The organism is Novosphingobium resinovorum (assembly GCF_027922145.1).
GTDB lineage: Bacteria > Pseudomonadota > Alphaproteobacteria > Sphingomonadales > Sphingomonadaceae > Novosphingobium > Novosphingobium resinovorum.
The window spans coordinates 166,400-190,791 of record NZ_BSFC01000044.1 but is presented as its reverse complement, the minus strand read 5'-3'; the positions used below and the strand labels follow the sequence as shown (position 1 = coordinate 190,791).

The following is a 24,392-nucleotide window of genomic DNA, read 5'->3' as shown; positions in this document are numbered from 1 at the left end:
CCCCCGCGCGTTACCCCCGTAATCCGACACGGCACGGGTTGACGCACCCACGCCAATGGAGCCAAGACACCCCGTCGAAGTCCTCGCGAGAATTGCACCGATGCTTTCGCAAAAAACACGCTATGCGATCCGGGCCATGCAGCACCTCGCGGACAAGTACGGCCAGGGTCCGATCCCGCTGACCGACATCGCCGAGACCCAGAACATCCCGGCGAAGTTTCTCACCGTCATCCTGTCGGAACTGTCGCGCTACGGCATCGTCGCCTCGCAGCGCGGCAAGGACGGCGGCTACTGGCTGGGCGTGCCCCCGATCGACATCACCTATGGCGATCTCATCCGCGTGATGCGCGGCTCGCTGGCGCTGGTGCCCTGCGCCAGCCGCTTCGCGCACGAGACCTGCAAGAACTGCGTCGAGGAAAAGGACTGCCGCACCCGCGCGCTGATGCTGCAGGTCCGCGACGCCACTGCGGGCCTCCTCGACGGGATGCGGCTGTCGGACAAGATCGACCCCGTGCCCGCCGCCGAAGGACTGGAAGCGGTCGAGGACGTCTGAGCTTTAGCGGCTGAAAGCAAACCTTCTCCCGCGACCCCATTGTCAACTTTTACGATAGAGAATACCAAGCCCGCATCCGCCCCGCTGCGAGAGGAGATGCGCATGCGAATTGCCAAGCCCGCCGATGCGACCGCAACCGAACACCCGCTGCTCAACGAAGGCGTCCAGCACGTGATCGAGGCGCTGCAGCGCCTGCGCTTCGGCGTGATCCAGCTGACCGTCCACGACGGCAAGCTGATGCAGGTCGACGTCACCGAGCGCCGCCGCTTCAACCACTGATCGACCCGACCTGGCGAAGCCGAGCACACCGGACGACCGGGCGGCTTCTGCCTGGAGATTAATCCGCGTGGTTCCCATCCGCGCGGCATTCGCCTAGCCAGTAGATGGGGCCAACAGGCCGCGACCAGATCCAACCTGCACCCCAGGAGGAGTAAGAATGCTCGATTCGCTGCCGACACTGGCCGAAATCGCTCCCTTCATCGCCATCGGTTTCGCCGCGCAGATCGTCGACGGCGCGCTTGGCATGGCCTTCGGAGTGATCACCCAGACGCTGCTGGTCAGCGTGGTCGGTGTTCCTCCGGCAGCGGCCTCGGCCAGCGTCCACCTGGTCGAGCTGTTCACCACCGGCACCTCGGGCATCAGCCATATCCTGCACCGCAACGTGAACTGGGGCCTGTTCCTGCGGCTGGTGCCGACCGGCATCATCGGCGGCGTCGCCGGTGCCTACCTGCTGTCGAGCATCGACGCCTCGGTGGCCAAGCCCTACGTCATGATCTACCTCACCGGCATCGGCATCTACCTGATGTTCCGCGCCATCCGCATGCGCAAGCCGAGCTTCGCGGACCCCAAGTACACCGCCCCTCTGGCGCTGGCGGGCGGCTTCCTCGACGCGGCGGGCGGCGGCGGCTGGGGTCCGGTGGTCACCTCCAACCTGCTGGTGCAGGGCGGCGAACCGGCCAAGACCATCGGCACCGTCAACACCGCGGAATTCCTGCTGACCACCTCGATCTCGATCGCGTTCATCTCCACCATCGGGCTTTCGGCCTTCACGGTGGCGACGGTCGGCCTGATCATCGGCGGCGTCGTGGCGGCGCCCTTCGGCGCCCTCTTCGCCAAGCGCATCAAGCCGCGCACGCTGCTCGCGGCCGTCTCGGTGGTGCTGATCGCCACCAGCGTGTTCAGCATCTGGAAGTCGTGGCCGATCTTCTGAGGACGCCTTGCACCCTACACATTCGTCATTGCGAGCGCAGCGAAGCAATCCAGGGCAGTCTTAGGCCGCCCTGGATTGCTTCGCTGCGCTCGCAATGACGACCAAGGCTTTGCGTCAAAACGTGAACGTCACCACGACCGGGTCCGAATAGCCCCCCGTCTTCGCGTACTGCCCCGCCGGAATCCGCCCATAGGCCGTCTTGGTCGCGTTGAAATTCAGCAGGTTGTTGATCAGCATCGACTGCGAGAAGCCGCCATTGCTGTTGTTCCCCCAGACCGTGGCGTAGCCCGCATCCTGATAGATGTTGTAGTTCAGCCGCGCGGCCCCGTTCGCCATCTGCCGCGCCGCCGCGTTGCCCGACGTGCCCGCACTCAGCGCAAGATCGACCGTCGCGTTCATCGGCACGCTGACCGAGATGCAGTTGGCGGTGACCGTCGCCGTCGCCGTGGTCGGCGAGGTATTGGCCGGGTTGTACGTCCCGAAGCTGAGATTGGTGGTCGAGACCGAGCAGATGCACACGAGGCACCCCGCCGCGTCCGCCGCCGCAGTGGGCGCGAGCCCGCACGCCAGTCCCCCCAGCGCCGCGAGGAACCGAGTGGCAAGCCGCATCGTCACGTCCTTTCGTTCCCGCGCACGCAAGTGACCGGCGTTGCCGCAAGCCGCGCGTCCTCGCCCAGCGCCGGGATCGGCGCCAGGCACGTCCCGCCCGCACCCGAGACGCTGAGCGTGCCCGCACCGCCGCGATAGCCTTCGAGCCAGACTTCGCCGTCGTAACCAACGACGCCGACCCCGCCTGCCCAAGCGATGCTCGATCCGGTCTGGAGCGGAATTCCCTGCGTATCGAGCACCCGCAGCCGCACGCCCCGCCCGCCCACGGTGCCGAAGCGCACCCGCACCGCCTGCCGCCAGCCCGGCGCGACGACCTGCTGCGCGGTGTCGAGGTCGTCCGCGATCGGCACTTCGGCGGCGTCGATGCCGATGTGGTTCTCGGCATAAGGCTGGAGGCCGGTGACGATCACGCCGCGCCCGCGTCCTGCCTTGGTCGGCCTCGGGCGGTTCTCGACGGTGACGGTCACCGGGGCGTCGCTGGCCACGTCGACCAGCGCGAAGCCGTCGTCGATGTGCTGGCTGGCGACGAGCGTTCCGTCCACCCTGAGCAGGCCGCCGCGCACGTTGAGTTGCACGCCCTGCTGCCCACGCCGCTGCGCTGCGTCGAGGCGGATGTCGCCTGCGCCGCTGCGATAGCCGAGCCAGCCCTCCAGCCATGCCGCTCCACCATCGCGCCCGGCCAGCGCCCGCGCGCCGAAGCCGCTGCGGTCGGGCAGGTTCTGCGTGAAAGTCGCGGCCGCACGGCCCGGCTCGGCGATCACCGAAGCATTGCGGCGCGGCCCCAGCGGAATGGTCAGCGAGCCGAACAGCCCCGCGTCGCGCCGCCCCGCGCGATAGGCGGTGTACTGCACGCCCGCCGAGAGATAGCCGCCGCGCAGCTTCGCCGTGTAGTAGGCCGAGGCGAGATCGTAGCGGGTTTGTCCTTCCCCGCCGATACCCTGCGTCAGCCGCGCATAGCTGGCATTGAGGCTGCCGATCCGTCCGAGCGAAAGCCCTCCTGCGACCGCCAGTTCGCTGCGCCCGCCGCCGTTGAGGCGGCCTTCGCCCACCTGCCGGAACTGCGCGTCGGCGCGCTCGTAGCTGGCGGTGAAGGTATAGACCGGCGTGACGCGCTGCATTTGCGCGCGCACCAGCGTCCCGGTCCCCGCTGACCCTTGCGACACCGCCCCCGCAAGCGAGACCTCGCCCACCGCGCCCAGCACCATCGCCGCGCCAAGGCCCGCCATGCGCGTGCGACCGCTGACCTCCACGCGCCCTTCAAGGGTCAGCGCATTGGTGATCCCGCGCCGCAGTCCGGCCGCCGCGAACAGAGGGCCATAGGCGAAGCTGTCGAAGCCGAAGCGCCGCCGCAGCGCGCCCGCCTCGATCGCGAATTCGGACAGGCCGGGGCGCAGCAGGCTCGGGCTCGCATAGAAGCTGCGCGTCACCTGCCGGGTATTGCCCGCAAGGTCGCGCACGCTCATCGTCACCTGCCCGGCCCCGGTAAGGCGCGGCTGGAGGGTCAGGTCGAAGGCGCCCGGCCCGACGTCCATCGACTGGCGCGACGATTGCGCCATAAGTTCAACGGTCGAAGCCGTCAGCGCGCTCCCGGAGATCACCGGCAGCGGGAAGTTGATGCTCTGCGGGTCGAGCGAGAAATCGGTGCCGAGGAACACCCCGCCATACCGCACCGGACGGCTCCACGGCGCGCCGATGCCGACGGTGTCGCCCAGCACCAGCCGCATCCGCTGCTGAGGAAAGTCCCGGCGCAGCGCGGTATCCAGCCGCACGACGCCTCCCCGCTCGCTATCGACGAGAAAGCTGGAGTCGGCGACGCCCCAAGGTCCGGAAACGCCTGCATCGACGAACCCGCCAAGCCGCGCGTGACCGTTCCAGTCGGACAGCGTCAGGTCGTAATCGAGGAACTGCGCCGGGATCGTCTGCGCCAGCGGCACGACATGGCGGCCGGGATCGAACGTGTAGCGCGGAAACAGGCTGACGTCGGCATCGACCAGCAGTGTCGCCCCGTCCGCGTCGAGCCGCGCGACAAGACCCTTCACGCGGTCCAGCGCGACGTAGCTTTCGCCGCCCAGCGTCTCGGACGCGGTCATGGAATGGGCGGCGAGGCCCCAGCTCTCGATGTCGCTGCGCCGCGCAAGGAGGTGGCCGTCATGCACGATGAGCAGGCCGGGCTCGGCGATCGCCTGCCCGTTGAGGACGACGCCGACCGGCATGGGCGCCGCCTCGGCCGCAGACTGCGCGCAGGCGGTTCCGGCGCCGATCGCAGGCGACAGGACAAGCGCAGCCGAAAGGGCTGCCGCAAGGCGGCGGGAGAGGCGCATCACCGGAGGCGACCATCAGCTCACGGCGCAGGGAGGGCGACGGTATACTCGCCCTCCTCGGCACGCACGTGGATGGAGGACAGACCCCGCGGCAGGCGCTCGGCCGGGATCAGCTGCGCCCCTCCGGCGAGGAGGTAGAAGGGCTTGCCCAGCGTTACCGTCTCGCTCGCCCCTTGCAGAGTAAGCGCCACGATCCGGGCGTGCCCGCTGCCCGTATTGGCAAGGCGCAGCCCCAGCGGCGAGGTGGAGGCGGTGAACTGCGGTGCCACGCCCTCGGCGCCCCGGAACACCGGGACCGAGAGGCGCAGCAGCGTCTGCACGACGCCCGGCTGGGCCTGCGTGGGATCGGGAAGTTCGTCGACGATCAGGCGCCACTGCCTTTCCGTCTGCGCCCCTGCATCGGCGGGCAGGCTGCAGCGCACCAGCCGCGTGCCGTGCGGCGCAATCGTCGCGATCGGCGGATTGACGACGAAGTCGGTATCGGGATCGAGAATGTCGGCACCGCCCTCGTCGCGGCTCCATGCGAAGCCGCGCACCTGCACGGTCACCGCGCGGTCGGAATCGTTGCCCAGCGTCAGCGAGCAGAAGCGGCGGCCCGAAGGTACATCGACGCGCACCGGCATCACGCTGAGCGATCCCGCCCGCGCCGGGGCGGCAAAGCCGCCCCACATGGCAACGAACAGGGCCGCCAGCAGTACCGGAGCGCGCCGAAAGGTCATCAGTAGGTCACCGTGACGGTCACCGAGTCGGTGTAGGCGCCCGCCGTGGTGTTCTGGCTGCCGGGGATGCGGCCGTAGACGGTGTAGGCGGTGGCGGAAGTCCCGGCGGTGCCCGCGACGGTGTCGGTATTGACGGTGTTGCCCCAGTTCGTGGTGCGGCCGGAATCGGAATAGAGCGCGTAGTTGAGGGTATGGCCGGAGGAATTGAGCTTGCGCAGGGTGGTCGTGCCGCCGGTCGTCGTGCCCGCATTGAGGCCGACGTTGTAGGGGGTGCCCTGCGTGCAGGTGACGTTGACAGTCGCGGTCGCATCGACGTTCGAGGACGACGTCGGGTTGTAGTTGCCGAAAGCCAGCGGGCTGGCGGCGACGACGCAGGCCGACTGCACGTTGGCCGTCACCGTGATGGTGTCGGTCACCGTCGCGGCGGACGCGGCCTGGGGCACAAGGACGATACCTGCGGCAAGGGCGACCCCTGCGGCAAGCGGGCGGAGGCGGCGAGCGCCGCGGGCATGGTGAACGTTACTCATGGCAATCGTTTACCAAGACAGGGTTGCCCAGCCTTCCAACGCCCTCCCCGGTGGTTCACCTAGGAGGGCGGCAAAACGGCCTTCAGCCTCGGCCGATTCCGGCCACCACACCGCTCTGCGCCCAGCCCTCGATCTGCGCATCGGACAGGCCCAGTTCGGCAAGGATTTGCGCGGTATCCTGCCCCATCGTCGGCGCACGGCGCGGCGCGGGCGGCAGCGGGCTACCCCCGAACGACACCGGCCCCGAGACCACGGTGACCGGAGTGCCGTCCTCCACCACCACATCGAAAAGCGAATCGTTCGCCGCCCCCTGCGGATCGGTGACGAGTTCGCGCAAGTTCTGCACGACCTCCCACGGCGCATCCCAGCCCGCGAACACGCCGCGCCATTCGTCGAGAGTCCGCGCGGCGAAGGCCTCGTCCAATGCCTCGAGCAGCGCCTCGCCATGCTCCACCCGGCTGTCGGCCGAAGCGAAGCGGGCGTCCTGCAGCAGCGCTTCGCGGTCGAGGCGGCGGCACAGTTCGGGCCAGTAGCGCTCGGGATCGAGGAACATGAGTTGCAGGTAGCGCCCATCGGCCGTCTGGTAGGCGCTGGTCAGGGCATGGCGGCCGGGGTTCGCCAGCTTCGCCAGTTGCTCGTCCGAGAGGGCCGCCCCCATCGTCACGTCGGCCGAGAGGATCCACATCGCCGAGGACAGCAGCGAGACTTCCACGCTCGTCGCGTCCCCGGTGCGCTCGCGATGGAACAGGGCGCTGGCGATCCCGAAGGCGACGTTCATCGCACCCGCATGATCGCCCAGCGCCGGGCGCGGGCGCGTCGGCCGCTGTCCCGGCACCGAAAGCATGTGCCCGAAACCACCCCGCGCCCAGAAGCACGAGGCATCGTAGCCCGCACGGTCCGCCTGCTCGCCCCGGAAGCCGAGCCCGTTGCCGTGGGCGTAGATGATACGCGGATTGCGCGCGCGCAGCACGTCAAGCGTCAGCCCCAGCCGCCGCAGCGCCGCCGGGCGGATGGAGGTCAGGAACACGTCGGCGGTCTCGACCAGCCGCAGCAGCAATTCGCGGCCCTCCTCTGTCTTGAGGTCGATCGCCACCGAGCGCTTGTTCCGGTTGTTCAGCTCCATCGCAAGGTTGGCCGAGGCGGTCTGGCGCCCGTCGGTGATCTTTAGGCGGCGGTACGGGTCGCCCTCGGTCATCTCGACCTTGATCACGTCCGCGCCAAGGTCCGCCATCACCGCGCCTGCGGCCGGTACGAAGACGAACTGCGCCAGCTCCAGCACCCGCACACCCTTGAATACCTGCGTCGCGAACATCCTCTTCTCCCTTTCATCTGCGAGGCTGAAGATAGCTGCGAGATATATTCGAAGCAATCGCTTGGTCAATTCCCTCAGGCTCGTCATTGCGAGCGCAGCGAAGCAATCCAGAGCTGCGTAAACCGCGCTGGATTGCTTCGCTGCGCTCGCAATGACGACTGCACCGACAACCAACGCTCGGGCGATTTCCGATTGCCCCGGCGTGAAATAGCCCGTGCGGGGCGGTCCTGCGCTTTTGCCCCGGCCGGTCCGGTGGCAAGCTGGCGGGCATAACGAAAATCGCCCCGGAGAGACCTGACCTTGCGCTATCTATCGGAAATCGGTGCCGCATGGCGCCCGCTGCTGGCGGCGACGCTGGGCATGGGTACGGGCATGTCAATCATCGGCACCGTCACCAGCGCGATCGCGCCCTCGCTCGTCGCCGATGCCGGGTGGTCCAAGGCGCAGTTCGCGATGACCGGCATGCTGGGGATGCTGACGGCGCTGTCGATGCCCTTCATCGGCCGCCTCGCCGACCTCTTCGGCGTCAAGCTGACCGCGCTGATCGGGATCGTCGCCATGCCGCTGACGATGCTGGGCTTCAGCCTCATCGGCGGCTCGTTCGAGGCCTATCTGGCGATCTTCATCTTCCAGAGCATCATTTGCGTGACGACGACCGCGACGGTCTACACCCGCCTCGTGGTGCAGCATGTCGAGCACGCGCGCGGCCTCGGCCTTGCGATCGTCGCCTGCGGCCCGGCCCTGTTCGCCGCGATCGGCGGGCCGGTCATCAACGAGTTCGTCGAGGCGCACGGCTGGTCGGCGACGTACCGGATGCTGGCGCTGTTCACGGTGCTCACCGGCATCGTCGTGTTCCTGCTCATCCCCAGCGGGCGAGCGCATGCGGCCCTCGTCACCGCGCCCAAGCGCCGCGCGCGCGACGACTACCCCGAGATCTTCGGCGAGCGGGCGTTCTGGATTCTGTTCGGCGCGATGTACTTGTGCAACCTGCCACTGACGCTGATTCTCGTGCAGCTCAAGATGCTGGTGCTCGACCAGGGAATCAGCGGCGAAGGCGCCTCGATCATGTTCACCGCACTGGCGGTGGGGATGCTGCTTGGCCGCTTCGTGACCGGGGTGGCGCTCGACCGCTTCGCGCCGCAGGTGGTCTCGTTCGTGATGCTGGCTCTGCCTGGGCTCGGGCTGTTCGTGCTGGCGAGCAGCTGGGACGCGCCGGCGGTGGTGACCGCGGCGATCTTCAGCCTCGGCTTCGCGGTGGGGGCGGAAGGGGATATCCTCGCCTTCCTCGTCGCGCGGCACTTCCGGACGCGAATCTATTCCAGCGTGCTCGGGCTGCTGACGGGGGTGTGCTCGCTGGCGGCTGCTTCGGGAGCAGCACTGCTGAGCTGGACGCTGGCGCGGACCGGCAGTTTCGACACGTTCCTGGTGACGGTGGGCACTGCGGTCGTGATGGGCGCGTTCCTGCTGCTGACGCTGCGGAAGGAACCACAGGAAGAAGAAGACGCGTCGGGAGAGCCGGTGCCGGCCTGACGTCGTCGCGGGTGTTCCTTAAAAGCACGATGAAACCACCCTTCGTCATTGCGAGCGCAGCGAAGCAATCCAGAGCGGCTCAAGACTGCCCTGGATTGCTTCGCTGCGCTCGCAATGACGATTCAGGGTGACGCGATCACTGGCAGCGCACGTGGACCTTGGTTTCCGCATTCGGGCCGCGCAGGGTCTCGAACATCGCAGGCAACTGCTCCAAGGCGATGGTGTCGGTGACGATCGCCTTGGGATCGGCATGGACATGGCCGCGTCCCAGAAGGTCGGCGATGAAAAGAAACTCCCGCATGGAATAGCCGACGGCGAAGTGCATCGACACGCACTTGTAGCTCGCGATCGCCGGGATCACCGGGTCGGGCGCGGTGCAGAACCCCAGGCTGACGATCCGCCCGAACGGCGCAGCGTGCTGGACCGCGCGGCCAAGCATCCCCGGCGCGCCCACGCCTTCCAGCACCACCTGCGGTGCACCGCCCAGCGCCTCGACGACTTCGCCCGCCTCGTTGTCCCCGAAGGCGACGAAGGCGTCCGCCCCCATCTGCAGGCACAAGTCCCGCCGCCGCGACGAGCGCGACATCGCGGTCACCCGCCCCGCTCCCAGCCGCCGCGCCCACCAGATCGCGTAGAGCGCCACCGTCCCGCCGCCGAGCACCAGCACCCGCTCGCCCGGCCGGATTCGCGCCATCTGCGTGCCGTAAAGGCTGATCGCCAAGGGTTCGATCAGCGCCCCGTCGGCCATGGAGAGCGTCTTCGGCAGCGGAGTGGCGACGCTAGCCGGTATCCGCGCGTATTGCGCGAAGCCGACCGAGGCCCGCGCGGGACTCTCCCGGCACAGCACGTTGTTGCCGTGCGCACGGCAGGTCTCGCACTGCCCGCAGGCGACCGAGGGCAGCACCGCCAGCGGATCGCCGACCTTCCAGCCCTCGACCCCGCGGCCGACCTCGACCACGGTTCCGGCGAACTCGTGCCCGAACTGGACACCGGCGCCGAAGTCCCACGCGCCGCCCCTCGTCATCGCAAGGTCGGTGCCGCAGATGCCGCAGCGGTCCACGCGGATCAGCAGGTCGCCGGGGCCGGGCTCGGGGTCGGCGATCGTCTCGATCACGATCGGCCGGCCGCTGCCGGGATAGATCGCCGCCTTCATGCCCGCGTCTCCAGCAGGTCGTAGCGCTCTATGTAAGCGCGAAACGGCTCGCGCGCCTCATCGGCGGTCATACCGTAGTCGGTGATGGAATAGCGGTGGACGCCGTGGCTGAGTTCGGGCTTCTCCTCGATCCGGTGCTGCAAGGCGGCGCGAGTTTCCTCGGGAATGTCCATGCCGATGAAGCGATAGATCGCCTCCACCGTCTCCATCGGGCGGGCGTGGAAATCGGTGTGGACCACATCGAGCACCTGACCCGGATGCCGCGCGCGCACCGCCTCGCACTTCTCCACCGCATTGGCCCACTTGGCGACTTCGCGGCGCAGCAGGTTTTCCGCGCGCTGCTGCTTGCGGTCGGGCTCCATCAGCCCGTTCATGTTCATCAGCAGCGAGACGAGGCTCGGCACCGCCTTGCCCGGATCGCGGTGAGTCTGGATCACGCGGGCGTCGGGGAACACCGCCAGCAGCAGGTCGAGATGCGCGATATGGCCGGGGTTCTTGAGCAGCCAGCGCTTGCCCGCATCATTCATGCCGATCAGCCGGACGCACCGCGCGAAGTGGGAATAGGCCGCCGCCTCGCTCTGGCACTGCCACCACGCATCGTAAGTCGCCGCCGACCAGCCGCACGACCACAAGTTCGAGACGAAAGACTGCCGCAGCAGCATGCAGCATTCGTGGACTTCCTCGGCAGCGCGGAAATGCGCGGCCCTGGCATCGGGGAGCGCCGTATACTGCGCATCCAGCCCGGCGAGGGTCTTGCGATACTGCGGATACTCCGCCCAGCGCGCCATCGGCGGGCGCGGCATCGGGCTGTCGAGCAGCCACGTCTGCAGCCCCTGAAAGCGCGGATCGACCGCGAGCAGCCGGTGCAGCGCCGTCGTCCCTGTGCGCGGCACCCCGGTGATGACCACCGGCGACAGCACCGGGGCCGCATCGAAGCCGGGGTTCGCCTTCATCGCCGCCACGGCCTGCGCCCGCCCGCGCAGCACGCCGACGACCATGCCCCATGCCGCGCGCCTGCCCTGTTCGGAAAAGCGCGGGTCGTAGTCCATCGACTGCAACAGCACGGTGAGGCCCGGCAGGTAGTCGGCCGGACCGAAATCGTCACTACCGGTCTCGGCGATGACGGTATCGTGCAACTGGCCGAGCGCATGGCGGAAGGTTTCGGGCGGATCGTAGCCGAGGTCCATCGCTCAGCCTCTCACCAGCGCCGCCGCCGCTGGCACGCGGCGACGCGGCGGCGGATCTCCTCGGAGCGCTCGGCCGGGGTGACCACGGGAGTGTCCTCGGGCAGATGGGAGCGCAGCTCCGCCAGCCTGACGCGGGTGATCGTGGGCACCGGCTCGCTGTCGCAATCGTACCAGCGGCCGTAGATGCCGCCTTCGTTGTAGCCTGCGGGGTCGAGCCAGTTGGGCACCCCCGGATCGGTCAGCGCGATGACGGCGCGGAACTTCCCGTCGCTCGACAGCCGCGCCATCGCGCCGTTGGTGCTGCTGAGGCGGTAAACATATTCCAGCGCGTTGAAGTACGGGTCGTTGAGCTGCACGTTCCAGTAGGGCGCGCGGGCGGGAATCTCGGTCTCGATGATCAGCGCCTCGTCGTCTTCCAGCTGGAAGCAGGCGGGCCAGTAGGTCTGCTTCACCAGCGCACCGGGATAGCGCACCGGCTCGAACACGTTGAAGCCGACACGGTCCTTCACCCCGTTCTGCATGGGGTAGTATAGGTCGGTCTTGCGGCGCGGCAGCTTCGCCATCTCGCCGATGCGGCGCAGGATTTCCTCGGGCGCGAGGCGCGGCTTGGGCGGCACCGGGTCGAGGCATTCGATCGACAGCACCGGGTCCACCTCGCGCTCCCAGTGGTACATGCGAAAGCGGGTGAACATGCCGCGCGCGGAGCGGTCGATCGGCGCCCAGTGGCCCTCGTATCCGGCGGGCCGCTCGGCGCTGAACACGATGGAGAAGTCCTCGCCCAGAGCGATGCCGAGGTCGTTGGTGTCGCACTCGTTGTGGCCATTGGGGCGCGGCATGGCGTCCACCGTGCCCGACAGCGCGGCCTGCGTGGTGAACGACAGGATGCGGCATGTCCCCCGGTTGCCGGAAACGCGGTAGGTCAGGTCGCCCCGGATCGGCGACTGCGTGTAGATGTCGTCCGGGTTGGGCTGGAGCGTGTAGACCGGGTTCCACAGCGGCGCCCAGTCCGGATGTTCGGCATCGGCGTGGAAGTACATGAAGTAGGAATAGGACAGGCTCGCCATGGTCTGGCGGTAGACGTCGGCACAGTAGGCCGGATCGTCAGGCCGCCAGGTCTCCGCAAGGTTCGCGACCGCGCCTTCGAGGTCGGCGAGATAGGGCAGGATGGCAGGTTCGATGTGCATGGCAGGCTCTCCCTGCCGATTTGATAGTACGCACTATCTAGATTGACGAGATGCGGCCCATCGCCCGGGCGAATTCAGCCCCCCTTTCTTCGTCATTGCGAGCGTAGCGAAGCAATCCAGGGCGGTTTACGCGGCCCTAGATTGCTTCGCTACGCTCGCAATGACGAGAGGTGACGGGACGAAAAGCGGCGGCCGGTCAGCCTGCCGCCTTTTCCTCCGCCGCCGCGAACCGGCGTGCGAGCACGGCGCAGACCATCAGCTGGATCTGGTGGAAGAACATCAGCGGCAGGATGATCGCCCCCACCTGCGCCGCCGGGAACAGCACGCCCGCTAGCGGCACCCCAGTCGCGAGGCTCTTCTTCGAGCCGCAGAACAGCAGCACGATCCTGTCCTCGCGCGAGAAGCCCATGGCCTTCCCAACGAAGCTCGACACCACCATCACCACCGCCAGCACGCCCAGCGAAATCGCCGCGATCAGCGCCAGTTCACCCACCGTCACCTTGTGCCACAGCCCTTCGAGCACCGCCGCGCCGAACGCGGTGTAGACCACCAGCAGGATCGAGCTGCGGTCGACGTAGCCCAGCACCTTCTTGTTGCGGGTCACGAAACCGCCGATCCACGGGCGCAGGAAATGCCCCGCCAGGAACGGCAGCAGCAACTGCACCGAGATGTCGATGATCGGGTCCGTCGAGAACCCATGGCTCCGGCCGGTAATGAACAGCGCCGTCAGCAGCGGGGTAATGAAGATGCCCGCAAGGTTCGAGAACGAGGCGCTGACCACCGCCGCCGCGACATTGCCCCCGGCGATCGCGGTGAAGGCAATCGAGGACTGCACGGTGGAGGGCAACAGTGTCAGGAACAGCACGCCCGTCGCCAGCGAAGGCTCGATACCAGGGATCGCCCGCACGCCAAGGCCGATGATCGGGAACAGCAAGAAGGTCGTCGCGCCCACCGTCAGGTGCAGCTTCCACGCCTTGGCGCCATCGAGGATCGCCTCGCGCGAGAGCTTGGCGCCATGGAGGAAAAACAGCAGCGCAATGCCCGCATCCGCCACCCCGCCCGCGATCGTCGCCCACACGCCCTGCGCCGGCAGCACCGTCGCCAGCGCCACCGTGCCCAGCAGCATCAGCAGGAATGGGTCGATGTTCAGGCGGGCGAGCAGGCGGTTCATGCGGGGCGTTACCTCTTCAGAGCCACTTGTGCTCACGATACCATTGCGCCGTGGCCTTCAGCCCTTCGCGCGTCTCGATGCGGGGACGCCAGAGCTTGCCCGGCGGCACGGCCTCGGGCGAGACCACCCAGTCCGGATGGCTGATGTAGGCGGCGCGGTCGAGCGTCATTTTTGCACGGGGGCCGCGCAAAAAATTGTCGATGCGCGCAGCCCGGTGGAGCATCACCGGAGACAGCCCGATCACGCGCGGCCGCTTGCCCAGCGCCCAGCCGATCGCGAGGCCGAGTTCGAAATGCTCCCACCCCTGCGGTTTGCCGTCATCCGGCTCGAAGACCTTGCCGGTCACCGACAGCCCGCCCGGCTCCAGCGCGACGAGCAGCCGCGCCAGATCGTCGACATGGATCATCGAGGCGCGGCCCTGCTTCGGCATCGGGATGAAGCCCCAGCGCGCCACGCGGAACAGCTCGAACATCTCCTTGTCCCGCGGGCCGTAGATCGCGGGCGGGCGCACGATGGTCCAGTCAAGCGGGCTGGCCATGACGATCTTCTCGGCCCGCGCCTTGGAAGCGCCGTAGGCCGACAGTTCCGGCTCGCGCGCGGAGAGCGAGGAGACATGGACGAAGCGCCGCACGCCCTCGCCCACGGTCGCTTCGATGAGGTTGAGGGTGCCGGTGACGTTGCCAGCCTCGAACCCGGCCGCATCGGGCGCGTTGACGACGCCCGCGACGTGGATCACCGCCTCGGCCCCGCGCACCAGTTCGACCAGCGAGGCGGGATTGCCCAGCTCGCCGCCGATCCAGTCGACATGCTCGCGCTCGGGCTGGCTGCGGCGGGTGAGTGCGCGCACGGCGAAGCCAGCCTCGATGGCCGCTTCCAGAACGGCCTGTCCGACGAAGCCGGTGGCGCCGGTCAGCGCGATGACCGGGCGGTCGATGAGAGTGCGGCGGCGGTTCATTTCAGCACCATCTGGTCGCGGTGGACCACAGCGGAGCGCGGCGAATAGCCGAGCACCTGTTCCTGCTCGCTCGAATGCAGGCCGACGATGGCGGCGCATTCGGCGGCGTCGTATTCGGAAAGGCCATGGGCGAGCACTTTGCCCGCGCCGTCGACGATGGCGACGGGATCGCCGCGCGAGAACACGCCCTCGACCGCCGTGATGCCCTTGGCGAGCAGGCTGGACCCGCGCCCGAGTGCCGCAGCGGCACCGTCGTCCACCACGATCTCACCCTTGAGACGCAGGCGGCCGCCCAGCCACGCCTTGCGCGCGGCGGCCTTGCGTCGGGGCACGAACAGGGTGCCGATGCCCTCCCGATCCTTGGCGCCCACGATGCGCGCCACCGGGCGTTCGTGCTGGCCGTTGCCGATGACAAGGCAGATGCCCGCCAGTTCCGCGATCTCGGCCGCCTGCAGCTTGGAGACCATGCCGCCCGAGCCCATGCCGGAATTCGATTCGGTGCTGGCCATCGCCCGCACCTCGGCGGTGACACCCTCGACCACCGGGATCATCTTCGCACCGGGCTGCTTGGGGTGGCGATCGTAGAGGCCGTCGATGTCGGAAAGCAGCACCACCGCACTCGCCTGCGCGGCCTGCGCCACGCGCGCGGCGAGGCGGTCGTTGTCGCCGAAGCGGATTTCCTGGGTCGCCACCGAATCGTTCTCGTTGATGACCGGCACCGCGCCCGCATCGAGCAGGCGGCTCAGCGTGGCCGTGACGTTGAGGTAACGGCGGCGGTCCTCCAGATCCTCCAGTGTCAGCAGCATCTGCGCGGCGGTGATGCCGTGCGCGCCCAGAAGCTCGGCCCAGAGGCCCGAAAGCGCGATCTGGCCGACGGCGGCGCTGGCCTGCGCGTCGGCGAGGCTGCCGCGCCCCCCCTTCTCCAGCCCCAGCGTCGCCGCGCCCAGCGCGATCGCGCCCGAGGAGACGACGATCACGTCCTGCCCCCGCCCGCGCGCCTCGGCGATCTCGGCCACCAGCTGCGTGATCCATGCGCGTCGGACGCCCTCCGGCCCGACGAGCAGCGCCGAACCCACCTTGATGACAAGGCGCGGCGCAAGGGAGGAATCGGCGAGGTCTGAGAGTCGGGCAATAGGCATGGGCGTGCCAGCCTCTAGGGGAAAGGTGCAGTTGAGGAAAGCGCAAGGTTGGGCGGCGATGCCCACCCCGCTGCGACTAACCTCGCCTGAGGCTCGGCAAGTCTCGCGGCCCTCCCGCAAGCGAGAGGGCGAAACCCCTCTTCTCCCCTCCCGCTTGCGGGAGGGGCCGGGGGTGGGCCTTCAACCCGTCAGATCGGCGACCAGGGCGTGTCGTCAGCCTCTTCGCGCTCGCCGGTGGGACGTTCGGTCACGGTGGCGGCCGGAAGGTAGTCGATCACCGCGTCGAGCAGGCGCGGCATGCCCTTGCCCGTCGCGCCGGAAATCGGGAACACTTCGTCCGCGCCGGCCTTGAGCAGTTCCTTGGCGTATTCCTCCGCCAGTGCGTCATCGACCAGATCGACCTTGTTCAGCGCGACGAGGCGGGGCTTGTCGGCCAGCAACTCGCTGTAGGCTTCCAGTTCCTCCTCGACGACCTGCATCGCCTCCACCGGATCGGTGTTGGAGATGTCGATGAGGTGGACCAGCACGCGGCAGCGTTCGATGTGGCCGAGGAAGCGATCGCCGATCCCCGCGCCGTCCGCCGCGCCTGCGATCAGGCCGGGAATGTCGGCCAGCACGAACTCGCGGTGCTTGTGCATGACGACGCCGAGCTGCGGACGCAGGGTTGTGAAGGCGTAGTCGCCGACCTTCGCCTTGGCGTTCGACAGCGCGTTGATGAAGGTGGACTTGCCCGCGTTGGGCATGCCGACGAGGCCGACGTCGGCCAGCAGCTTGAGGCGCAGCCACACCCACTGCTCGATCGGCGGCATGCCGGGCTGGTGCTGGCGCGGAGCGCGGTTGGTGCTGGTCTTGTAGCTGGCGTTCCCGCGCCCGCCCATGCCGCCTTCGATGAAGGTGACGCGCTGGCCCGGCTCGGTGAGGTCGAGCAGCACGGTGTCGCGCCCTTCGTCGTCGGCGATGACCTGAGTGCCGATCGGCACCTTGATGACCAGGTCCTTGCCCGCCGCACCGTTGCGGTTCTGGCCCATGCCGTGGCCGCCGCGCGGGGCCTTGAAGTGCTGGGTATAGCGGAAGTCGATCAGCGTGTTGAGGCCGGGCACGGCTTCGAAGATGATGTCGCCGCCCTTGCCGCCGTTGCCGCCGTTGGGGCCGCCGTACTCGACGTACTTCTCACGCCGGAAGCTGACCGCACCGGGGCCACCGCCGCCTGCACGCACGTAGATCTTGGCCTGGTCGAGAAAATGCATCGGTCCTATCGCTTCCAGCGCTGATGAAGCGCCCTTTCGCGACCGGTCCCGGTCGCCGGAGGTTTTCCCTCCGCTGAACGCCGCTGGCCGCAGATAAACAAAAAACCCGGCCGTGTCTCGGGCCGGGTGATGCCCGGTTCGTCCGGACACGCCTGAATTGCGCGATACTGGTGGAGCCGAGGGGGATCGAACCCCTGACCTCGTCATTGCGAACGACGCGCTCTCCCAGCTGAGCTACGGCCCCGTTCCAGTATCAAGTCCGATTGCGTCACCGCGCTCGGGAGCGTCCCCTTAGCGAAGACGCCTCCCGCGCGGAAGAGAAAAAATGGGCGGGCGCGAAGATTCTCGCGCCCACTGCCGACGTCACTGTGCCTGCGGCACGCTCGCCTGAGGCTGGACGACGGGCTGGGCCATGACCTGCTCCGCATTCGGGCGCACGGTGATGAGGCCGTTCGATCCGTAGCGCGATTGCCATGCGGCCAGATCGGCGCGGTACTGGTCATAAGCATCGAAGAACGCCTTGAACGGCGCCTCGAGCTTGGCGAGGCCGGTGTAGGACCAGTTGTCGAACTGGCTCGGCTCCACCGTGTTCAATTCGGCGCTCACTTCCATCGCTGCCTGGCAGAAGCTGGAGTCCACCGGCGGCAGCGAGAAGAAGTTGTAGACCTGCGTCTGGTAGGTCTCGCGCGCGACGATCGCGGCGCGACCGGAATGCTGCGTGCGGAAGCTCGCGTCGATTTCCTTGCTCGCACGGTCGAGCGACTTGTCGTAGACCTTCAGGAAACGCTTGTAGCCCTCAAGGATCGGGGTGAACTGAACCTCGACGCAGTTGAGCGCAGCCACGTTATAGGCCGAGCGGAAGTTCCAGATCGTCTGCGACGTGGAAATCCCATAATTCACGGTCTGGCGCGTGCCATCCTCTGCCTTGGCCGGAACCCTCATTTCGAGCGGCGCGCCCATCGGCGGCGTCGGCATCGGCGGGATCACCACGACCGGCGGCGGGGGTGGCGGGGGCGGAGGCGGCTTCGCACAGCCTGCCAGCGCGGCAAGCGTGACGGCCACCGCCGAGCCCGCCAGCAAGGAAAGGCGACGACGCCCCTGCCCGTTGTCGATCATCTCAAGCCCTCGGTACACGCATCGTTCTCCATCGCGGCAAACGGTCTAACCCCGCTGAGTCATAAAGCAAATGCCCGGTGCGATAAAACGCACCGGGCATCATGCTTAGGTGAAACTGCACTGTGGATTAATCGCTTCGGAGGAAAATTATCTCCATTCCGGTTGCGATTAACCGCCGCCCTTAGTCCCGCTGGCCGAGGAAGCTCAGCAGGAACTGGAACATGTTGATGAAGTCCAGGTACAAGCTCAGCGCGCCGAGGATCACGGCCTTGCCGACGAAATCCGTGCCGCGCAGGTGGTAGTACTGGTTCTTGAGCATCTGCGTGTCATAGGCGGTCAACCCAGCGAAGATCAGCACACCGAGGATCGAGATCGCCAGCTGCAGCACGCTCGAACCCACGAAGATGTTCACCAGCGAGGCGATCAGGATGCCGACCACTCCCATGATCAGGAAGGTGCCGAAGCCCGACAGGTCCTTCTTCGTGGTGTAACCGTAGAGGCTGAGGCCCGCGAAAGCCGCCGCCGTCGCGAAGAACGTGGTCGCGATCGAGGTCGCCGTGTAAATCACGAAGATCGTCGAGAGCGATACGCCCATCACGGCCGCGAAAGCCCAGTAGAGCACCTTCAGCGTGCCTTCGCTGAAGCGCTGCGCGCCGCCGCTGATCGCGAAGACGAAGCCGAGCGGGGCCAGCATGACCAGCCACTTGATCGGCGACTGCATCATAGCGATCGCGTAAGGCGCGAAGAGCATCGCGACGATGCCCGAAAGCAGCACGCCCGAGGCCATGTAGTTGTAGATCGACAGCATGTGCCGACGCAGACCCGCATCGTAAGCGGTCCGGCCGGCGGTGCGACCGAGATCGCTGCCGTCACGGCTCGGAGACGCACCGAAGCCCTGACGGGGCTGGGGGTCGTTCCAATTCGCCATTTCAAACTCCCTTTAGCGGAGAAGCCAGCCAAATGCGGTCCCGCTCAGGAGGGAATATCGCGCTCGAACGCGAAAGTTTCAAGAAGAACCGGCCCGCGCCATTTGTGACAAAGTGTAAAACGGACCTATTTCTTCTTGGCTCCGGCTTCAAACCACGACGATCAGCCGCGCCGGGCCTCGGCTGCCATCTCGGCATTGCGATCGCGCGAGGCGGTCATCGCTTCGAGCAGAACGCCGGCCAGCGCGCCGCCCTCGTCCAGCACGTTCATACCCGCGCGGGTCGAACCGCCCGGGCTGGCGACCTTGTCCGCCAGTTCGCCCGGCGAGAACTCGGAAGCGCCGGCGAGCTGCGCCGCCCCTTCGACCATCGCGAGCGCCAGCCGCTGCGACTGGCCCGCATCCAGACCGAGCGCCACCGCGCCTGCGGCAAGAGAATCGATAAAGCGATAGACGAACGCCGGGCCGCAGCCGGCCAGCGCGGTGACCGCGTCGAACAGATGCTCGCCCGCCAGCCACTCGGGCGTGCCGAGCGGCTGCATCAGCGCCGTCACCGCCGCGCGGCCGGTCTCGTCGAGACCGCGCGCGTCGAGTGCGATCGGCGACTTGCCGATGGCGGCCGCGAGGTTCGGCATGATCCGCACCAGCGCGCCGGCCTGCGGGAAGCGCGCCGCAAGACTGTCGAATTCGACACCCGCGAGGATCGAGAACAGCACGGTCTCACGGCCGACGAGCGCCCCCACCGACGTTGCGACAGCGTCGAGGCCCTGCGGCTTGACCCCCAGCATCACCGCATCGAAGCGGCCTTCCGCAGGCAGTTCGGACAGCAGCGCGACACCTTCAGGCACGCTCTCGCGGTGCGGATCGACGACGGTGAAGCGCGAGGCCGGAATGCCGCCCGCCAGCCAGCCCGTCAGCATGGCCCCTGCCATGTTGCCGCAGCCCACGAGCAGGATGTTCTGAAACCGGTCCATGCGCATATTCCCTCGAAACTGGATCGGGTCGCGACTTAGGCGAGCCGATCACAGGCCACAAGGGCCATGCGTGCCATGCGCAGCGGGACCAACAGGCGGCATAGCCAACCATGCTGCGAAACGCAGTGACGAGGGGTCAGGCTTCCCCGGCCGCGTCCACCAGGGCCGCCGCGAGTGCTTCGGACGGGGTCTTGTCGCCCCACAGGATGAACTGGAACACCGGGTAGAAGCGGTCGCATTCCTCGATCGCGGCCTCGACCACCATCTGTGCCTGCCCCGGTCCGAGCAGCCCGTCCGGCCCGAGCATCAGCCCATGGCGATAGAGCACGACGCCGCCGTTCGACCACATGTCAAAGTGCCCCAGCCAGACCTGCTCGTTGATGAGCGCCAGCGCCTCGAACACGGCGGAACGCTTGGCATCGGCCACGCGGATGTCGGGAAGGCACAGGAGTTGCAGCACCCGGTCCTCCGGGCGCCAGATCGCCTGCAACTGGTACGTCGCCCAGGCGCCCTTGATCTCGGCCGAGATCTCGTCCTCACCGGCATATTCGAAGGGCCAGTCGCGCGCTTCGAAAAGCGAGGCGAGCATTTCCACGGGGGCAGCCTCGTCGTCCCGGTCGATATCGTCCTGAACGGTCCTCATAATCTGCGACATCAGCCCTCCGAGAATACGGGTGCATGGATGCTGCCTGCAGGTAGGGAAGCACAATCCACGCGCCGATATCGCCTGCGCATAACTGCACAAGCCTGTTCACAGCGTGTGGATAAATATGAATGCACGTTAACACAAGGCTCCGACAAAGCCCCATAACCCGCAGAATTACTTGGCCGAAAGCGGATCCACGACCTGTCCCGCCGGGCTGGTCCAGGGCAATGCATCTGAGAAGCCCTGCTTCTTCGCGTCGGCAAGGAACGCACTTGCCGCCTTCTGTGTCGCGAAAGGACCGATCAGGACGCGATTGGTCCGGCCCATCTCGCTGACGTAAGGGCTACGCCCCTTGAGCAACGCCGCATTTTCACGCGTATAGCGCCGCCAGTCGAAAGCGATGGCGCTCTTGTCCCGCCCGACCCCGATCTGAACCCAGATGCGGCTGGGATGCGTTGGCTTCTTCGCCTTTTCCGCCGCCTCGGCCTTCGCCTTGGCCTCGGCATCCGCCTTGGCCTTGGCTTTCGCCTCGGCGGCCCTGGCAGCGGCAGTCTTCGCCTTCGAGGCCTTGGCGTCCTTGACCTCCGTAGCCGGAGCATCCGTTTCGACGGGCTTGGCCTCTTCGACCTTGGGCAACTGGACGCGGGGTGGCGGCGGAGCAGCCGGAGTAATCAGCCGGATGTCGACCGCACCCGACGCCGGCAGGACGTCAACGGTCGGCTTGCCGATATCGGCGAAAATCTCGGAAAGCGAGAGCTGCCCTGGTCCCGGCACCGGGGGCGGGCTTGCGGGAGTGGAGACCAGCGGCGCTGCCGGAGGAGTCCTGGCTGCGAGCGTGCTGGTCGGCGGCGGAGCGGCAGGTGCCTGAGACGCAGGCAGCCGACCGAGATCGAAGCCCGGCGTCGCCGGCCTCTCGGCCGACGCCGAGGAAGTCGACGCCTGCCCGGTGCGGATCGTCGGTGCGACAGCCGGCGTTCGCGCAGGCTGCGGTGCCAGTGCCAGTGCCGGTGCCGGCGTTGCCACCGCGAGCTTCGGAGGCTCGGAACTGCGTCCGACCGGCGGCAATTCGCCGTTATCACGCTCGATCGCGGGTTTGGGCTCGGGCGGAGCGACGCGATCGGGATCGACCGATGCGAGGCTCGTCGATTTCGCGGACGCTGCCACCTGCCGCCCTGCCTGCGTCGTATCCGTCCGCGTCGTGCGGGTGCGCGAGGGCTGGGCGGCCTTCGCCAGCCTGATGCCGCCCGCTCCTCCGAGCGGCTCGCCCTTGGGAATCAGCCCTGCCCCGGCGGCCGAACCGCGCGGCGGAGCGTAAGCGGCGATACGCGCATCGTCGCGCCCGATCTCGGAGGCGCGCGGAAAGCGACCGAGATTCGCGGCGGCCGCCTGCTGCGCCTTGGTCAGACGTGGCATGTAGCGCAAGTATGGCGCTATGCTCTGCGCCAGCTGGCCGGGGAGAATCGTGTTGGTGATCTCCACCGCCTTGTCCGGCTCGCCGGCAATCGCGAGGGTAAACGCACGGGTGCGCCAACCCGGCTTGTCCTGTTTGTTGAGGAGCGGCAGCAACGTCGCATAAGCGGCATCGACGTCGCCGCCGATCGCCTGGCTGACCGCGAGGCGGCTGCGCAGTTCATCCGCCTTGTCGCCCGATGCGCTTGTCATTGCCGCGGCATAGTATCGCTGCGCTAAGGCATTATCTCCAACAAGGTCGTAGGCAAGCCCTCGGTCGGCCGCAATCAGCGCGGGCGTGGCGCCCGCCTTCTCAGCGGCATCGAAACATGGGATCGCGCTCACCGGGTCGCCATTGTGAACGAAGGCGCTGCCAAGCCCCGCCTGTACGCGCGGATTGCCAGCGCTGACCTCGTCGGCTCGGCGATAGAAACCGATGGCGGCGGCATTGTCCTGCAGCGCCCGCGCCGCATCACCGGCGTCGATCAACGCCGCGACATCGCGAGAATCGCGGCCGAGACGTGCCAGCGCGGTGCCGAGCTTCTTGTTGTTCTCGCCGGGAACGGCCTGAACCACCGGATGCGAAGCGGCAGGAGCGCCTTGCGCCAATGCCGGCGCGCTCGCGAGAGCGCCGACCAGCGCCACACCGCCGAGCAACCGCGAAACCAAGTGATCCACCCGCAAGTCCTCTGTACCCCGAACCCTCAGGCAGCCCTCCCCACGACGACTGCCGACGCTTTACGAACCGGAAAGTCGAACGGCGGCCGGGATGCCGAACGACTCCATGCGCGCAGGGATGCGCGCCCTTGGCGCCATGGCCCGGCGCAGATGAACCTAAAGCGAACATGCCCGCCCTGCGACGGACTTCCTTCGACGACGCGGCCCGAAGGAGCAAGAGGCGGAGCAATGCCCCGCCTCTCACGACTTACTGGTTGTTCTGGCGGCCCAGGAAGCGTGGGATGCTGATCGACCCCGCATCACCATCGTCCTCACCGGCAGTCGGCTCGGCGCCGGGACGCGGGCGCGACAGGCTGGTCATGCGCTCGAACAAAGTGCTGCCGCCGCCGACCGGCTTGGCACGCGGCGCGGCGGGTGCGGGAGCGGCCTGGCCGCCATCGAGCAGCAATTCGTCCTGCGTGCGGCGGGGCACCGGAGCAGGCTCGACCGGAGCTTCGAAGCTGAGATCAAGCGGCTCCTTCTGGATGCCACGCAGACCAGCGAAGCCAGAGGTCGCGGCAGGTGCGGCCTGCGCTTCATCCTCGGCACCGAGTTCAAGCTCCGCCGAAGGCTCGAAAGCCTGCGTCGGCGCCACGAAGGGCGCGGGCTCCGGAGCCGGCTGCTGCGCGACCGGAGCAGGCGCCGGCGCCGGAGCGGCGGGTGCCTGATAGCTTGGAGCCGGCGGCGGCGAGTGCAGCGCCGGACGGGCGATCCCGCGCGAGGCACCGAGATTAAGCGGACGCGAGGCGATCTCGGCCATTTCCGTGGTCTGCTCGATGCCGGTGGCGACCACCGAGACGCGGATCTTGCCCTGCAGGTCCGGGTTGAACGCCGAACCCCAGATGATGTTCGCATCGGGATCGACCAGTTCGCGGATGTGGTTCGCGGCCTCGTCGACTTCGAGCAGCTTCATGTCGTCGCCGCCGATGATCGAGATGATGACGCCCTTCGCGCCCTGCATCGACACGCCGTCGAGCAGCGGGTTGGCGATGGCGCGTTCGGCGGCTTCGAGCGCGCGGTTGGGGCCTTCGCCCTCACCGGTGCCCATCATCGCCTTGCCCATCTCTCCCATGACCGAGCGGACGTCCGCGAAGTCGAGGTTGATGAGGCCGGGCATGATCATCAGGTCGGTGATCGAGCGCACGCCCTGCTGCAGCACTTCGTCGGCGAGCGTGAAGGCTTCCTTGAAGGTCGTTTCCGCCTTCGCCACCAGGAACAGGTTCTGGTTGGGAATGACGATCAGCGTGTCGACGTGCTTCTGCAGTTCCTCGATGCCCGAGTCGGCGGCGCGCATGCGGCGCGTGCCTTCGAACATGAACGGCTTGGAGACGACGCCCACGGTGAGGACGCCCTTCTCGCGCGCGGCCTGCGCGATGATCGGGGCCGCACCCGTGCCGGTGCCGCCGCCCATGCCGGCCGCGATGAAGACCATGTGGACGCCGTCGAGCAGGCGCTCCAGCTCCTCACGGGTTTCCTCAGCCGCCGCACGGCCCACTTCGGGGCGGGCACCGGCGCCGAGGCCCTGGGTGATCTCGGGGCCGAGCTGGATGCGCGTTTCCGCGATCGAGTTGTTCAACGCTTGTGCGTCGGTGTTGGCGACGACGAAGTCCACGCCCTCGATCTGGGCGCCGATCATGTTGGCGATCGCGTTTCCGCCCGCACCGCCGACGCCGATGACGAGAATGCGAGGACGAAGCTCCTCGATAGCCGGCGGTCCGATGTTAATGCTCATTTCGCTCTCCTGCAGG

General features: G+C 67.7%; 22 protein-coding genes and 1 tRNA gene. 4 read left to right on the top strand and 19 right to left on the bottom strand.

What is annotated here, in order from left to right:
- The first annotated feature begins 100 nt into the window (after positions 1–100).
- From PKE80_RS23530 to PKE80_RS23520, 3 genes are all read left to right on the top strand, one after another.
- Complete coding sequence (locus tag PKE80_RS23530) at positions 101–553, top strand: RrF2 family transcriptional regulator (RefSeq protein ID WP_008830175.1); 453 nt, start codon at positions 101–103, stop codon at positions 551–553.
- Positions 554–655: 102 nt separating this feature from the next.
- Positions 656–832, top strand: coding sequence for a YezD family protein (locus tag PKE80_RS23525; protein WP_008830176.1), 177 nt, complete (start codon positions 656–658; stop codon positions 830–832).
- A 157-nt stretch (positions 833–989) separates the two neighbouring features.
- Positions 990–1,763, top strand: a complete 774-nt coding sequence (locus PKE80_RS23520; protein ID WP_008830177.1) for a sulfite exporter TauE/SafE family protein — start codon at positions 990–992, stop codon at positions 1,761–1,763.
- Between the two features lie 114 nt (positions 1,764–1,877).
- On the opposite strand, the gene PKE80_RS23515 is transcribed toward PKE80_RS23520, so the two are convergent.
- The 5 genes from PKE80_RS23515 to PKE80_RS23495 form a co-directional block, all read right to left on the bottom strand.
- Positions 1,878–2,372: a Csu type fimbrial protein gene (locus PKE80_RS23515; protein WP_271184604.1), complete on the bottom strand. Its 495-nt coding sequence runs from the start codon at positions 2,370–2,372 to the stop codon at positions 1,878–1,880.
- A 2-nt stretch (positions 2,373–2,374) separates the two neighbouring features.
- Positions 2,375–4,693, bottom strand: coding sequence for a fimbria/pilus outer membrane usher protein (locus tag PKE80_RS23510; protein WP_271184783.1), 2,319 nt, complete (start codon positions 4,691–4,693; stop codon positions 2,375–2,377).
- A 20-nt stretch (positions 4,694–4,713) separates the two neighbouring features.
- The gene (locus PKE80_RS23505; RefSeq protein WP_271184603.1) at positions 4,714–5,412 is read right to left on the bottom strand and encodes a fimbrial biogenesis chaperone; all 699 of its coding nucleotides are present in this window, start codon (positions 5,410–5,412) and stop codon (positions 4,714–4,716) included.
- Positions 5,412–5,939: a Csu type fimbrial protein gene (locus PKE80_RS23500; protein WP_271184602.1), complete on the bottom strand. Its 528-nt coding sequence runs from the start codon at positions 5,937–5,939 to the stop codon at positions 5,412–5,414. The genes PKE80_RS23505 and PKE80_RS23500 overlap by 1 nt, the downstream gene beginning before the upstream one ends.
- Positions 5,940–6,021: 82 nt before the next feature.
- On the bottom strand, positions 6,022–7,251 hold the full coding sequence (locus tag PKE80_RS23495) for a CaiB/BaiF CoA transferase family protein (RefSeq protein WP_271184601.1): 1,230 nt from the start codon (positions 7,249–7,251) through the stop codon (positions 6,022–6,024).
- Positions 7,252–7,551: 300 nt separating this feature from the next.
- On the opposite strand from PKE80_RS23495, the gene PKE80_RS23490 reads away from it, so the two are divergent.
- A complete protein-coding gene (locus tag PKE80_RS23490; protein WP_271184600.1) occupies positions 7,552–8,781 on the top strand; it encodes an MFS transporter in 1,230 nt (409 codons plus the stop codon).
- A 136-nt stretch (positions 8,782–8,917) separates the two neighbouring features.
- On the opposite strand, the gene PKE80_RS23485 is transcribed toward PKE80_RS23490, so the two are convergent.
- From PKE80_RS23485 to ftsZ, 14 genes are all read right to left on the bottom strand, one after another.
- Positions 8,918–9,934 (bottom strand): alcohol dehydrogenase catalytic domain-containing protein, encoded by a 1,017-nt coding sequence (locus PKE80_RS23485; RefSeq protein WP_271184599.1) that lies wholly within the window; start codon positions 9,932–9,934, stop codon positions 8,918–8,920.
- Positions 9,931–11,121 (bottom strand): sulfotransferase family protein, encoded by a 1,191-nt coding sequence (locus tag PKE80_RS23480; protein ID WP_271184598.1) that lies wholly within the window; start codon positions 11,119–11,121, stop codon positions 9,931–9,933. Before PKE80_RS23480 ends, PKE80_RS23485 begins: the two co-directional genes overlap by 4 nt.
- An 11-nt stretch (positions 11,122–11,132) precedes the next feature.
- Complete coding sequence (locus PKE80_RS23475) at positions 11,133–12,305, bottom strand: hypothetical protein (protein ID WP_271184597.1); 1,173 nt, start codon at positions 12,303–12,305, stop codon at positions 11,133–11,135.
- A 196-nt stretch (positions 12,306–12,501) separates the two neighbouring features.
- Complete coding sequence (locus PKE80_RS23470; protein ID WP_271184596.1) at positions 12,502–13,476, bottom strand: bile acid:sodium symporter family protein; 975 nt, start codon at positions 13,474–13,476, stop codon at positions 12,502–12,504.
- Positions 13,477–13,492: 16 nt separating this feature from the next.
- Positions 13,493–14,431: an NAD-dependent epimerase/dehydratase family protein gene (locus PKE80_RS23465; protein ID WP_271184595.1), complete on the bottom strand. Its 939-nt coding sequence runs from the start codon at positions 14,429–14,431 to the stop codon at positions 13,493–13,495.
- Positions 14,428–15,570 (bottom strand): glutamate 5-kinase, encoded by a 1,143-nt coding sequence (gene proB, locus PKE80_RS23460; RefSeq protein WP_271184594.1) that lies wholly within the window; start codon positions 15,568–15,570, stop codon positions 14,428–14,430. Before proB ends, PKE80_RS23465 begins: the two co-directional genes overlap by 4 nt.
- Before the next feature lie 188 nt (positions 15,571–15,758).
- Positions 15,759–16,817 carry a GTPase ObgE gene (gene obgE, locus PKE80_RS23455; protein WP_008830189.1) on the bottom strand — a complete coding sequence of 353 codons (1,059 nt, stop codon included), beginning with the start codon at positions 16,815–16,817 and terminating at the stop codon, positions 15,759–15,761.
- Between the two features lie 168 nt (positions 16,818–16,985).
- A tRNA-Ala gene (locus tag PKE80_RS23450) sits at positions 16,986–17,061 on the bottom strand.
- A 119-nt stretch (positions 17,062–17,180) separates the two neighbouring features.
- Positions 17,181–17,951 (bottom strand): hypothetical protein, encoded by a 771-nt coding sequence (locus PKE80_RS23445; RefSeq protein ID WP_156799823.1) that lies wholly within the window; start codon positions 17,949–17,951, stop codon positions 17,181–17,183.
- Between the two features lie 163 nt (positions 17,952–18,114).
- On the bottom strand, positions 18,115–18,861 hold the full coding sequence (locus PKE80_RS23440) for a Bax inhibitor-1/YccA family protein (RefSeq protein ID WP_008830191.1): 747 nt from the start codon (positions 18,859–18,861) through the stop codon (positions 18,115–18,117).
- A 161-nt stretch (positions 18,862–19,022) separates the two neighbouring features.
- A complete protein-coding gene (gene proC, locus PKE80_RS23435) occupies positions 19,023–19,832 on the bottom strand; it encodes a pyrroline-5-carboxylate reductase (protein ID WP_271184593.1) in 810 nt (269 codons plus the stop codon).
- Positions 19,833–19,968: 136 nt separating this feature from the next.
- A complete protein-coding gene (locus PKE80_RS23430) occupies positions 19,969–20,475 on the bottom strand; it encodes a type III secretion system chaperone family protein (protein ID WP_271184592.1) in 507 nt (168 codons plus the stop codon).
- A 177-nt stretch (positions 20,476–20,652) separates the two neighbouring features.
- Positions 20,653–22,605, bottom strand: coding sequence for an SPOR domain-containing protein (locus PKE80_RS23425; RefSeq protein ID WP_271184591.1), 1,953 nt, complete (start codon positions 22,603–22,605; stop codon positions 20,653–20,655).
- A 247-nt stretch (positions 22,606–22,852) separates the two neighbouring features.
- The gene (ftsZ, locus tag PKE80_RS23420) at positions 22,853–24,376 is read right to left on the bottom strand and encodes a cell division protein FtsZ (protein ID WP_271184590.1); all 1,524 of its coding nucleotides are present in this window, start codon (positions 24,374–24,376) and stop codon (positions 22,853–22,855) included.
- Positions 24,377–24,392: the final 16 nt, after the last annotated feature.